Source organism: Psychroflexus tropicus DSM 15496 (assembly GCF_000378765.1).
Classification (GTDB): Bacteria; Bacteroidota; Bacteroidia; order Flavobacteriales; family Flavobacteriaceae; genus Psychroflexus; species Psychroflexus tropicus.
Map to the genome: position 1 here is coordinate 1 of NZ_KB905345.1, position 13,815 is coordinate 13,815.

The following is a 13,815-nucleotide window of genomic DNA, read 5'->3' on the forward strand; positions in this document are numbered from 1 at the left end:
CGTTACGCACCCGTGCGCCGGTCGTCGACAAGTGCAAGCACTCTCGTTACCCCTCGACTTGCATGTGTTAGGCCTGCCGCTAGCGTTCATCCTGAGCCAGGATCAAACTCTTCATCGTTAAATCTTATATATCTTAACGTCTAAATGAATTCAATTCTAAAATTGTCTTCTCAGGAATTAACTCTAATCTTTTACAATTAGTCTAATCTTTTTAATGTTTCTAATTCTATAAGTATTCCTACTTATAATTGTCAATTCAATATGTCAATGAACTTTTATTCTTGTCGTTTAAAATCTAACCAAAGACCCTTAAACTCGTACCGCTCTCGCTAAGCGGATGCAAAACTAAAACTTATTTTTGATATAACAAGTAGTAATTAAGAGAAAAATAAAAACTTTTTTTAAGAACGTCTGTCTCTCTAAAACAGGACCGCAAAACTAACACCTTTCCAAGAATCTCACAACCCTTTTTAAGCAAAATAAGATAAAGATTATCCCTATCTTATCTCTTTGTTAACCTTACTTCAATACCTCAATTAGCGGGGTGCAAAACTACAACTAATTCCACTTACCAACCAAAAGAATTTGAAGGTTTTTTTTGTTCAATATTCATCTCTCTCAGAATTAAGTGAATGCATAATTATTAAAATTAATTATACTGTAATTCAGCTGAAAAATAATTCATATTTATTATGCATGCATAGTAAATTTATTTATATTTGTCTTAATACTAGAATATGAAAGAAAAAACAATCGACTACGTCTTAAGGTCTACTTGGATAGCAGTTGCTAAATTATATAACGAAGAGGCGAATAAGAAGGGAAGTAGCATGGCTACTGGATTTGCTTTGTTAAGTATTGATCCTGAGAATGGTACTCCTTCTACGGCATTAGGTCCTAAAATGGGAGTAGAATCTACGAGTTTGTCCAGGACTTTGAAGACTATGGAAGAAAAAGGCCTAATCACTAGAGAGAAGAATCCAAATGATGGCAGAAGTGTTTTAATCCATTTAACTGATTTTGGAATAGAAATGAGAAAATTCTCAAAATACGTCGTGTTATCATTCGATAATGCCGTTAAAGAAAATATCTCAAAAGAGGATCTAGATGTATTTATGAAAGTAACCGATCAAATCAATAAAATTATATCAGAGAAGAAAGTCTTTGTAAAAGAAGAACAACCTAAAATTCAATAATTATATGAAAAGAAGAATCAAAAAAGTTGCCGTTGTAGGCTCTGGAATTATGGGAAGTGGTATTGCTTGTCATTTTGCCAACATAGGTGTAGAAGTTTTACTCCTTGATATTGTGCCAAAAGAACTTACTGATAAAGAACAAAAACAGGGAAAAAAACTAGAAGATGTTTCAGTACGTAATAGAATAGTAAATGACGCGCTAACATCTTCCTTAAAATCTAACCCTTCTCCTATTTATCATAAAGACTTTGCCAAGAGAATTGAAACTGGAAATTTAGAAGATGATATTTCTAAAATAAAAGATGCTGATTGGATTATAGAAGTTGTTGTAGAGAGACTCGATATTAAAAAACAAGTGTTTGAAAATTTAGAGAAACACAGAACACCAGGAACTTTAATCTCTTCTAACACATCTGGTATTCCTATTAAATTTATGACTGAGGGAAGGTCTGATGACTTCAAAAAACACTTTTGTGGTACACATTTCTTTAATCCACCACGCTACTTAAAATTATTGGAAATTATTCCTGGACCTGATACTTCAAGTGAAGTTTTAGATTTCTTAAATACTTATGGAGAAAAATTCTTAGGTAAAACTACAGTCGTTGCTAAAGATACGCCTGCTTTTATAGGAAACAGAATTGGTATTTTTAGCATTATGAGCCTTTTTCATATGGTTAAGGACATGGATATGACCATTGAAGAAGTCGATAAACTTACAGGTCCTGTTATTGGAAGACCTAAATCTGCAACCTTTAGAACTGTAGATGTTGTAGGGCTTGATACCTTAGTGCACGTCGCTAATGGACTTTATGACAATGTCCCTAACGACGAAAGACATGATTTATTTAAGCTGCCAGACTTTATAGAGCATATGATGAAGGAAAAGTGGTTGGGAAGTAAAACCGGTCAGGGTTTCTATAAAAAAGTTAAGCATGATGATGGTTCTTCTGAGATTAAATCCTTAGATCTCGACTCTTTAGACTATAGAGATAAAAAATCAGCCAAATTTGATACTCTAGAGAAAACTAAGTCTGTTGATATTGTAGCCGATCGATTCCCAATTCTTGTGGATGGTAAGGACAAAGCTGGAGAATTTTATAGAAAAAATTTCGCTGCACTATTTGCCTATGTGCAACATAGAATTCCTGAAATTACGGATGCCTTATATAAAATCGATGATGCTATGAAGGCTGGTTTTGGCTGGCAACATGGCCCATTTCAAATTTGGGATGCTATTGGACTCGAAAAAGGTATTCAATTGATGAAAGATGAAGGTTATGAAATAGCAGATTGGGTCAAAGCCCTTTCAGAGTCTAATGAGAAATCATTTTACCATATCAAATCTGGTAAAACGTATTTCTATGATATCGATAAAAAAGAGCACGCTAAAATACCTGGACAGGATGCCTTTATCATTCTAGACAATATTAGAGAAAGTCACGAAGTTTTTAGTAATAAAGATCTTGTTGCCGAAGACTTAGGAGATGGTATTTTGAATATCGAATTTAGAAGTAAGATGAATTCCATCGGTGGAGATGTACTTAATGGTATCAATACCGCTATGGACATTGCAGAGAAAGATTATGATGGTGTTGTCATTTCAAATACTGGTGATAATTTCTCTGTGGGAGCCAATATTGGAATGATTTTTATGTTTGCTGTAGAACAGGAATATGAAGAATTGAACGGAGCTATAAAATATTTCCAAGATACTATGATGAGAATGCGCTACTCCTCCATTCCAACAGTAGCGGCCCCACATCAAATGGCACTTGGAGGTGGATGTGAATTATCCATGCATGCCGATAAAGTAGTAGCTCACGCTGAAACTTATATCGGGTTAGTAGAATTTGGTGTAGGCGTCATCCCAGGTGGTGGTGGTTCTAAAGAAATGACCAGACGAGCAGCGATGACATTTCAAAAAGACGATGTTGAACTTAACAGGTTGAGAGAAAATTTCTTAACTATAGGTATGGCAAAAGTCGCAAAATCAGCTCATGAAGCTTTTGATTTGAATATTTTCGAAAGAGGAAAAGATATGGTTGTCGTAAGTCGTGATAGACAGCTTGCTGTGGCTAAAGAACAAGCGAGGTTGATGGCTCAAAACGGATACACACAGCCAGTAAAAACAAATGACATTAAAGTATTAGGCCGTCAGGCCTTAGGCGCTTTCTTAGTAGGTACAGATCAGATGAAAGCTGGTAAATACATCAGCGAACACGATCAAAAAATAGCCAATAAACTTGCTTATGTCATGTCTGGGGGCGATTTATCCGAAGCCAATCACGTCTCAGAACAATACCTATTAGACTTAGAACGCGAAGCTTTCTTATCTCTTTGTGGAGAAAGAAAAACTTTAGAACGTTTGCAACACATGATTAAAAAGGGAAAGCCGTTAAGAAACTAATATATAGAATTAAGATATTAGAAATTAGATATTAGACTAAAATCGACCTAGAATCATGCATAATTATAAAGAATTAAAAATATGGAAAAAGTCAATGGACTTAGTTGAAAACGTATTTCAACTTACAGCGAGTTTTCCTAATTCTGAAAAGTATGGTTTAATAGATCGAATTAAAAGAAGTTCAATATCAGTTCCCTCTAATATTGCTGAAGGTGCTGGAAGAACTAGTAATAAAGATTTTAGCAGATTTTTATCTATTTCTAGAGGATCTTTAAATGAACTAAATACTCAGCTCATCATAGGTTATCGTTTAAATTTTATTGAAAATGAACAACTAAATGAGCTAGAGATAATAATTAATGAAATACAAAAAATGATTTATAAATTTAATACAGGCTTAGAAACTAAGAAAAATCAATCTTAAATCTAAGTTCTAAAATCTAAAAGTCCACTATGAAAACAGCATATATAGTTAAAGGTTATAGAACCGCAGTAGGAAAAGCCCCAAAAGGCGTATTCCGCTTTAAAAGACCAGATGATCTGGCCGCTGAAACTATTGAGTACATGATGAAACAATTACCGGATTTTGATAAATCCAGGATTGATGATGTCATTGTTGGGAATGCCATGCCAGAAGCTGAACAAGGTTTAAACATGGGAAGATTAGTCTCTCTCATGGGATTAAAATCTGAAGAAGTTCCTGGTGTAACCGTCAATAGATATTGTGCCTCAGGTATTGAAACAATCGCTATGGCCTCTGCTAAAATCCAAAGTGGGATGGCAGACTGCATCATCGCCGGAGGAGCGGAAAGCATGAGTTATATACCAATGGGAGGTTATAAACCAGTCCCAAATTATGAAACTGCCAAAGCAGGTAACGAGAGTTACTATTGGGGAATGGGCTTAACTGCAGAAGCTGTAGCAGAGAAATATAAAATCAATGCTAAAGATCAGAATGAATTTGCCTACAAGTCTCATCAGAAAGCCATCAAAGCACAAAAAGAAAACCGGTTTAAAGATCAGATTGTACCCATTGAAGTTGAGGATATTTTTGTGGATTCAAAAGGAAAAAAACAGTCTAAGACTTATACAGTAGATCAAGATCAGGGACCACGAGCTGACACCTCTGAAGAAGTCTTGAATAAACTAAGACCCGTATTTGCTGATGGTGGAAGTGTTACTGCAGGTAACTCCTCTCAGATGAGTGACGGAGCTGCGTTTGTCATGTTAATGAGTGAAGAAATGGTCAAGGAATTAAACTTAGAGCCAGTAGCTCGATTGGTATCCTACGCTACAGTAGGTGTAGAACCTAGAATTATGGGTATTGGTCCTGTAAAAGCAATTCCTAAGGCTTTAGACCAGGCCAATCTTAAACTAAAAGATATTGAACTTATAGAACTCAATGAAGCCTTCGCTTCTCAATCTTTAGCTGTGGCTAGAGAATTGGATATTAATCAGGAAATTTTAAACGTGAACGGTGGTGCCATAGCACTTGGTCACCCACTAGGTTGTACTGGAGCTAAACTATCGGTTCAAGTATTTGATGAAATGAAAAAAAGACAATTAAAAAATAAATATTCCATGGTTACTATGTGCGTTGGTACAGGACAAGGAGCTGCTGGAATTTATGAAGTATATTAACTAAAAAAGGAAAAACATGGAAACTAAAGAAAAAATTGCTGAAATGATCCGAGGAGGTCAATTCATCGTGAAAGAGACTAAAGCAGAAGAGGTCTTCACACCAGAGGATTTTTCTGATGAACAAAAAATGATGAGGGACTCTGTAAAGGAGTTTGTCGACAGAGAAATCTGGCCTAAGAAAGAAGAGTTCGAAAAAAAGAATTATGATTTGACTGAAGAAGTCATGCGTAAAGCGGGAGAGCTTGGCTTCTTAGGTGTTGCTGTACCAGAAGAATATGATGGCTTAGGAATGGATTTCGTATCCACAATGCTGGTATGTGATTATATTTCCGGAGCTACTGGTTCTATTGCCACTGCATTCGGTGCTCACACTGGTATCGGTACGTTACCAATTACTCTTTATGGAACAGAAGAACAAAAGAAAAAATACATCCCTAAATTAGCGACTGGAGAGTGGTTTGGAGCTTACTGTTTGACAGAACCAGGCGCTGGATCAGATGCTAATTCAGGGAAAACCAAAGCGGTTTTGTCTGAAGATGGTTCACATTATACAATCACCGGTCAAAAAATGTGGATTTCCAATGCTGGATTTTGCGACCTTTTTATAGTCTTCGCAAGAATTGAAGATGATAAAAACATTACTGGATTTATTGTAGAGAAAGATTTAGAGAACGGAATTTCCATGGGTGATGAAGAGAAAAAACTTGGAATTCACTCCTCTTCTACTCGTCAGGTATTCTTTAACGAAACCAAAGTACCGGCAGAAAATTTATTAGGAGAAAGAAATGGCGGATTCAAAATCGCTATGAATGCCTTAAACGTTGGTAGGATTAAACTAGCAGCAGCCTGCTTAGATGCACAGCGAAGAGTTTTAGGATCTGCGGTGAGTTATGCCAATGATAGAGTTCAGTTTAAAACTCCAATTTCAAAATTCGGTGCTGTTCGTTCCAAATTAGCTGAAATGGCAACGTCTATCTATACAGATGAAGCAGCTTGTTATAGAGCTTCGAAAAATATCGAAGACAGAATTAACTTAAGAAGAGAAAATGGTAGTTCTCATCAGGAAGCTGAATTGAAAGGTGTAGAAGAATTTGCTATTGAATGTTCTATCCTTAAAGTGGCAGTTTCTGAAGATATTCAGAAATGTACTGATGAAGGTATCCAAATTTATGGAGGAATGGGCTTCTCTGCTGATGCACCTATGGAATCTGCTTGGAGAGATGCTCGTATATCTAGAATATACGAAGGTACCAACGAGATAAACAGAATGCTTTCTGTAGGTATGCTCGTGAAGAAAGCAATGAAAGGTCACGTAGATCTCTTAGGTCCGGCTAAAGAAGTTGCTGATGAATTAACTGGTATTCCTTCTTTTGACACCCCAGATTATTCTGAATTATTAGCTGAAGAAAAAGCAATGCTAAGAAAACTGAAAAAAGTGTTCTTAATGGTCGCTGGTAGTGCAGCTCAGAAATATGGTGCAGAGTTAGAAGAACACCAGCAATTGCTCCTGGCTTCCGCAGACATTTTAATTGAGACTTACATGGCAGAATCTGCTATTTTAAGAGCAGAGAAAAATGCTAAGCGATATGGTGAAGATTCTCAAACCGTTCAAATTGCCATGGCTAAATTGAGATTGTACAAGGCCGTTGATAAAATCAATGAAAAAGCCAAAGAAGGTATTATTTCTTTTGCCGAAGGCGATGAGCAAAAAATGATGTTGATGGGATTGAAGCGTTACACCAAGTATGAAAACTATCCTAACATCGTTGAATTGAGAAATACTATTGCAGACAAAATTGTAGAAGACAATAAATATGCTTTTTAATATCTCTTAATTTTCTAAATTTAACCCACCCTACGGTGGGTTTTTTTATACCTAAAAATCAATTTTATGAAACTATTTTATTTAATTATTGTAATGCTAATCAATTCTAGCCTAATGCATTCTCAGACTCTCAATGGAGCATGGGAAAAGGTTAAAAATCATTCTAATGATCAAAGAACGATTAAACTCTATAGTGATGCTTATTTTACGAGCTCAACTTACTTAGGATCAACTGGAGAATTCGTTTCTGCATCAGGAGGAGTGTATTCGCTATCTAGTTCAGATTATATTGAAAATTATGAAATCAACTCTGAGTCGAGAGCGGTTACAGGGACCTACTTGAATTTTCATTATGAAGTTCAGAATGACACGTTATACTTATCAGATAAAAATTCTCGAAATGAAGAAGTATGGGTTAAAATCGATACAGCTGACAAAGAGAATGTAACCTGCTGGAAGATTCACCAAGCGTTTCGAGATTCAAAATGGCTTACTATCGAAGATAAACCAAGAAAAACTCTAAAAATGCTGACAGACAATTACTATCAGATTTTAGCATTAAATAGCCAAACAGGAGAGTTTTTTGGATCAAGTGGTGGAAAATGGACTCAAGATGATGATAAACACAATGAAATCATTCAATTTTTCTCTAAAAATCCTGAGATGGTTGGAGATACACTTTCTTTTAAAAAACAAATTTCAGAAGGCATTTGGAATCATAATGGGAAAAGCTCTAAAGGCGAATATATTCAAGAACGCTGGAAACGCTTTAAATGAAATTTCCTTAAAATATGAAACATTCAAACATATCAAATTGAGTGCAGTCGAAATATTTTGAACGTTTAAGATCTTGATTTCTCAACTCCGCTCGAAATGAAAACTATATAAGTTTAGGACGGCTACTTTTTATTAAATCTTACTAATAATTGACGTAATCAACTATTTCTAAGCCATAACCTATCATACCCACTCGTTTCTTTTGTTGTGTGTTGGACATCAACTTAATTTTATGGACGCCTATGTCGTGCAAAATTTGTGCACCTATACCAAAATCCTTTTCATCCATAACTACGCGTGGAGCTTTAGCAATATCATTGTCTTTCTGATTTTGTTTCAGCTCCTTAAGTCTGGAGATAAGGTTAAGCCCTTGCACATCCTGATTGATAAATACTATAGCTCCTTTTCCTTCAGAGTTTAATTGTTTGAACATATTATCCAGCTTCTGATCAGCATTCGAGGTAAGCGTTCCCAAAATATCATTATTGACTAAAGTTGAATTCATTCTTACTAAAACAGGTTCATCTGTTTTCCAGGAGCCTTTAGTCAGCGCCAGATGAACACGATCGTTAGTGGTTTGATGGTAGGCTCTTAATCTATATTGACCAAATTTGGTTTGCAGTTCAAAATCTTCTGACTTTTCGATTAGGGAATCATGCTGCATTCTATAAGCCACTAAATCTTCTATTGAAACCAATTTAAGATCATGCTCTTTTGCAACTTTGACCAATTCTGGAAGTCTAGCCATGGTTCCATCTTCATTCATGATTTCACAAATGACGCCAGCAGGTTTCAAACCTGCCAATCTTGCAAAATCAATAGAAGCTTCGGTATGACCTGTACGTCTTAGGACACCTCCTTCCTTAGCGATTAGTGGGAAAATATGTCCAGGTCTATTCAGATCATGTGGTTTTGTATTCTCATCACAGAGTGCTTGAATTGTTTTAGCTCTGTCTGCAGCAGAAATTCCTGTAGTTACCCCTTTTCCTCTTAAATCGATAGAAACTGTAAAGGCGGTTTCCATAGGATCTGTATTATTACCTACCATGGAAGTCAGGTTTAACTCTTTACATCTGCCTTCTGTAAGAGGAGAGCAAATTAAGCCCCTTCCATGTTTTGCCATGAAATTTATCATCTCTGGCGTGACTTTCTCTGCAGCAGCAAGAAAATCACCTTCGTTTTCTCTATCTTCATCGTCAACAACGATAATTACTTTTCCAGCCCTTACATCGTCAATTGCTTCCTGAATCGAATCCAATTTAATCTTTCCTTCTGTCATTACTTTTTATTTCTGATATTAAAAACGTTCGCTTTAATGTTTTTTATGAGTTTATCTATGGGCACAGCTATGAAATCTAAATTAACAAAGCCCTGATCTGTGGTTGCCCTATAAGTTAGATATATACTTAATGGGAAAAGTATGATGGTTGATAACCAGGAGCCCAAAAATGGGGATAAACCACCCCCTTCTGCTGTATTAGAAGCAAATAATCCTATAAAGTGATAAGTTAAGAAAATTAAAATAGCTATAACCATTGGTAATCCTAAACCTCCCTTTCTGATAATAGCTCCTAATGGGGCTCCAACAAAAAATAGAATTATACATGCAAAAGGCAATGCATATTTACTATGCATCGACATTTCAATTTTATTTAGTAGGATTCTTTTTTGCTTGAATTGATTTTTCTTCGAGCTGATTTGCGGCATTATGCTATTCACCGAATTAGTAGCTACATTGAAAAGTTGTGTTCGTTGTCTAAAAGGATACTCCCAAAACAAGCTGTCTATCGATTGTGTGGCGTACAAATCGTAGGGCTCGTTCTCATCGGTTTTAGAAATGGTATCCTCCTCACTCAATCGCTGAGTAATACTTTTTTTAAGTTGACGGGGACTATCCTTCTGTACCTTAGATTTATTTAAATTTAAAGATCTCTGAAGGCCACTTCTCTGCTTTATTAGTCTATCGTAACTATCCACTCCTTTGTTATAATTATTTGAAAACGAATCTAATTGAATTCTGAGTTCGCTTGTATTCAACATCTTATAAGGGTGTTTTAAACTTTCATCTTCTAAGTCTACGTTATTAAAAGAAGAAAGATCCATATTAAGAACATATTTTTGAAATGCCGATTTTACAAAAGGAGCTTTCAGTTTTTCCTGATAAGTTTTAGTGGGAACTTCATCATAATAATTCCCGTCAAATAGAGTAAGTGATAATACATTGGAGTTTTCTCCAGACTCAATGACTCCACGATCTGCCTTAATAACAGTATAATTCCCTACTCTGTTTTCAGACTTTTTATGTATAATAACATCTTCCAGATCCCTACCATTTGGGCCACTCTTTTTGCTAACTTTAATATTGATACTTCCCAAATCATTAAAAGCTCCCTCTACAATAGCCATAGCAGGTTTCACCTGAGCGATATTTTTACGCATGTTTAAGACCTTTCCTTCTGCATATGGAATTACGGTATTTGCAAAATAAAAAGTAACGGCTCCGAGAATAAGAATAAAAATGATAAGACTCTTCATGGCTCGCTGAAGAGAAATCCCAGCAGACTTCATAGCAGCAAATTCGTACTGCTCAGCAAAACTTCCAAATGTCATAATCGATGACAACAGAATGGTTAACGGAAGAACCATTGGAATTAAATTAGGAAGTAAGAACAAAAGAAATTTAGAAATAATTTCTAAGTCAATATCCTTACCCGCAAATTCATCAATAAACCTCCAAACTGATTGGAGAATAAAAATGAACATCAGGATAGTAAAAACAGAAAGAAATGTCTTTATGAAAGAAGATAAAATATAACGATCGAGAATTTTCAATACCTGGAAATTAATCTAATTCGTTGATGTAGTAATCTGCATACTTAGACCTTTGAAATTCAAAATGAGTAGCAGATAAGGGCTCATTGGTTTTAAATTTAGTGACTCTAAATTCAATTTTAGTATCATCTGGCTGAACTTGAATCAAATTGAAAATATGTTTGGTTTGTTTATCTATTCCCAATAGTATTTGTTTCATTTCGTTATTAGAATCTATTGGAATTAATTCTACATATTGGATCTTTCTGCCCTGAACATTTTGAAGAATATCCATCTTAAAGCGGTATCCTTCTTGATAGAAAGTTAACATTTTTGAAGGAGTAATCTGTTCTGTGTCGGTCTTGTCATATTTTGAAATGGTCACTTCATCATCTTCCGGGACAATGGTATAAATTTTAGAACCATCAAAAATTTGAGTCGTTCCCATGAGATTTAAGACGTACTTTTCACCTTTAATACTCACCTCTCCCCTGGTTTCTTGCTTTATATTTTGCTCAGTATTTTCTAGAGTATAGGTGAAATCAATCACAAAATTATTATAAGATTCTACTTTGTCTAAAACCTCTTTAACTAGGGCCTTCGCTTCATTATTACTCTGAGCCATAACTCCAGAAGTCGATATTGATAAAAGAAAAATTGCAATTATAGTTTTGATAATATTCATGAGTCTAATATTAAGTATTTTGTTCGTTTTTTAATAATTCTTCTAAGGCTATAAAGTCCGCTACCAGCACTTGTCTAGCTTTGCTTCCCTCAAATGGACCAACTATACCCGCAGCTTCAAGCTGATCTATAATTCTGCCAGCTCTATTATAGCCCAGCTTTAACTTTCGTTGTAACAATGAAGCAGACCCTTGCTGTGCAGTAATTATTACCTCTGCTGCTTCTCGGAAAAGCTTATCTCTTTCTTCGATATCATTATCAACACTTATGCCAGATTCTTCACCAGAATACTCTGGCAAGAGATGAGCATCTGCATAGGCTTTTTGTGAACCAATAAAGTCGGTGATTTTTTCTACCTCAGGCGTATCCACAAAGGCACACTGCAGTCTAATTAAATCATTACCCTGGGTAAATAACATATCTCCACGACCAATAAGCTGGTCGGCCCCTCCAGCATCAAGAATAGTTCTGGAATCTATTTTAGATGTCACTCTAAATGCCATTCTAGCAGGGAAGTTAGCCTTAATCATACCGGTAATCACATTTACAGATGGTCGTTGAGTGGCTATGATAAGATGAATTCCAATAGCACGTGCCAACTGGGCTAAACGGGCTATAGGAGTTTCCACTTCTTTACCAGCAGTCATAATCAGATCTGCAAATTCATCGACTACCAAAACAATATAAGGAAGGAATTTGTGACCATTTTCTGGATTCAATTTTCTTGCCTTGAATTTGACATTGTATTCTTTAATGTTTCTTACCATGGCATCCTTCAAGAGGTCATAGCGATTGTCCATTTCGATACACAACGAGTTCAAGGTGTTGATTACCTTGGTGTTGTCTGTAATTATAGCTTCGTCTGTATCTGGAAGTTTAGCCAAGTAATGCCTCTCAATTTTGTTGAAAAGTGTCAGCTCCACTTTCTTAGGGTCTACCAGAACAAATTTAACCTCAGCTGGATGTTTTTGATATAGTAAAGAGGTAAGAATTACATTTAAGCCAACCGATTTACCTTGACCTGTAGCCCCTGCCATGAGCAAGTGAGGCATCTTAGCTAGATCTACAGTATAAGTTTCGTTAGATATGGTCTTTCCCATAGCTATAGGCAATTCCATTTCAGCATTTTGAAACTTATTAGAAGCAATCACAGAACGCATCGGAACCACAGAAGGATTTTGATTGGGAACTTCTATACCAATGGTCCCTTTTCCAGGAATCGGTGCTATAATTCTAATTCCTAAAGCAGATAAAGATAAAGCAATGTCATCCTCAAGGTTTTTGATTTTTGATATACGTATCCCAGCTTCGGGAACGATTTCATATAAGGTCACAGTGGGTCCTACTGTCGCTTTTATTTGAGCAATTTCTATTTTATAGTTCTTAAGCGTATCTACAATCTTATTCTTATTCTGTTCCAGTTCTTTTTGATCTATTGTGATTCCTCGACCAGAATTGTAGTCTTTAAGCAGTTCTATACTTGGAAATTGATAGTTAGCTAATTCCAAGGTTGGATCAAATTCACCAAAATCTTCTACCAGTTTCTTGCTGAGCTGATCGGATTCTTCTTCGTCTTCAGCAGTTTCAACCTCCATGGCCACATCATCTTTATCTTCAGATTTTATTACAATTTTTTCTTTTTCTATTGGTTCAAGATTTGATTTTTCACTAAAAGAATTCTCAATTTCGACGTCTTTTGCTTGATTAGCTTCATTTGTGGAATCCTGATAGGAGGAGCTTGCTATTTCAAGTTCCTGGTCAAAATCTGAAGTTTTAGTTGAATTTGTTTCTGTGGTTTGTTTTGACTTGAATTTAATTTCAGAAACCTCATCTTTGATGTTTTTTCCGTGGCTTGAAAATGACTTTGATAAAGCATCTGGTGTTAAATTTAATCGAGAAACCAAATAAATTATCAACATGAAAATCAGGATGAGAGCCACACCTAATTTTCCTATGTAATCTTGTAAATAATCATTCAATTCGTAGCCTACTGCACCACCCAAAATCGGATTTGATTCTGCAAAAAAACCAAATAACAATGAAAATCCTAAGATGAGATAAGCGCCCCAAAACCAGAGAGACCTCAATTTAAAAAGCTTTAGGTTTAGGAACAGATAAACTCCGGTTACGAAAATCATTACTGGCAAACTTATTACAGAGATACCAAAACCCTTATAGATCAAACTGTGACTTATATAAGCACCAAACTTGCTCAGCCAATTATTGGCAGAACGACTGCGATCTAATACATCTCCCATTAAGGATTGATCTGCTTGCCAATTGAAAAAATAAGAAATGAAAGAAATAATAAGACCTATAGAAAATAGAATGAGGAAACTACCAAAAATAATTTTGGTACGTTTTGAAGCCTTCAGGTTTAAGCTTTTTTTGGGTTGCTTGGTTTTTGCTGCTTTACGCCTTGTTTGTTTAGCCATATAGATTTTCAACTACTAAGCAAAAATACAAATATT

Annotated in this window: 10 protein-coding genes and 1 rRNA gene; 6 read left to right on the top strand and 5 right to left on the bottom strand. The window is 35.6% G+C overall.

Annotated features, from left to right (window positions below; all coding sequences use genetic code 11):
* Positions 1–118 (bottom strand): 16S ribosomal RNA (locus F598_RS0111185); the annotation flags it as partial.
* A 619-nt stretch (positions 119–737) separates the two neighbouring features.
* On the opposite strand from F598_RS0111185, the gene F598_RS0111190 reads away from it, so the two are divergent.
* The 6 genes from F598_RS0111190 (at position 738) to F598_RS0111215 (ending at position 7,849) form a co-directional block, all read left to right on the top strand.
* Positions 738–1,196 (top strand): MarR family winged helix-turn-helix transcriptional regulator, encoded by a 459-nt coding sequence (locus F598_RS0111190; RefSeq protein ID WP_019039146.1) that lies wholly within the window; start codon positions 738–740, stop codon positions 1,194–1,196.
* A 4-nt stretch (positions 1,197–1,200) separates the two neighbouring features.
* Positions 1,201–3,606: a 3-hydroxyacyl-CoA dehydrogenase/enoyl-CoA hydratase family protein gene (locus tag F598_RS0111195; protein WP_019039147.1), complete on the top strand. Its 2,406-nt coding sequence runs from the start codon at positions 1,201–1,203 to the stop codon at positions 3,604–3,606.
* A 55-nt stretch (positions 3,607–3,661) separates the two neighbouring features.
* Positions 3,662–4,030: a four helix bundle protein gene (locus F598_RS0111200; protein ID WP_019039148.1), complete on the top strand. Its 369-nt coding sequence runs from the start codon at positions 3,662–3,664 to the stop codon at positions 4,028–4,030.
* Between the two features lie 29 nt (positions 4,031–4,059).
* Positions 4,060–5,247 (top strand): acetyl-CoA C-acyltransferase, encoded by a 1,188-nt coding sequence (locus tag F598_RS0111205; RefSeq protein ID WP_019039149.1) that lies wholly within the window; start codon positions 4,060–4,062, stop codon positions 5,245–5,247.
* 16 nt (positions 5,248–5,263) lie between these two features.
* Positions 5,264–7,072, top strand: coding sequence for an acyl-CoA dehydrogenase family protein (locus F598_RS0111210; protein ID WP_019039150.1), 1,809 nt, complete (start codon positions 5,264–5,266; stop codon positions 7,070–7,072).
* 66 nt (positions 7,073–7,138) lie between these two features.
* Complete coding sequence (locus F598_RS0111215) at positions 7,139–7,849, top strand: hypothetical protein (RefSeq protein ID WP_019039151.1); 711 nt, start codon at positions 7,139–7,141, stop codon at positions 7,847–7,849.
* 142 nt (positions 7,850–7,991) lie between these two features.
* Here the strand turns inward: F598_RS0111215 and ribB are convergent, their stop codons facing one another.
* The 4 genes from ribB to F598_RS0111235 are packed head-to-tail and all read right to left on the bottom strand — an operon-like array spanning position 7,992 to position 13,779.
* A complete protein-coding gene (ribB, locus tag F598_RS0111220) occupies positions 7,992–9,128 on the bottom strand; it encodes a 3,4-dihydroxy-2-butanone-4-phosphate synthase (protein WP_019039152.1) in 1,137 nt (378 codons plus the stop codon).
* Complete coding sequence (locus F598_RS0111225; protein ID WP_026302673.1) at positions 9,128–10,681, bottom strand: LptF/LptG family permease; 1,554 nt, start codon at positions 10,679–10,681, stop codon at positions 9,128–9,130. Before F598_RS0111225 ends, ribB begins: the two co-directional genes overlap by 1 nt.
* Positions 10,682–10,691: 10 nt before the next feature.
* Complete coding sequence (gene lolA1, locus F598_RS0111230; protein WP_033408652.1) at positions 10,692–11,345, bottom strand: outer membrane lipoprotein periplasmic chaperone LolA1; 654 nt, start codon at positions 11,343–11,345, stop codon at positions 10,692–10,694.
* Between the two features lie 10 nt (positions 11,346–11,355).
* A complete protein-coding gene (locus F598_RS0111235; protein WP_019039155.1) occupies positions 11,356–13,779 on the bottom strand; it encodes a DNA translocase FtsK in 2,424 nt (807 codons plus the stop codon).
* Between the last annotated feature and the right edge of the window lie 36 nt (positions 13,780–13,815).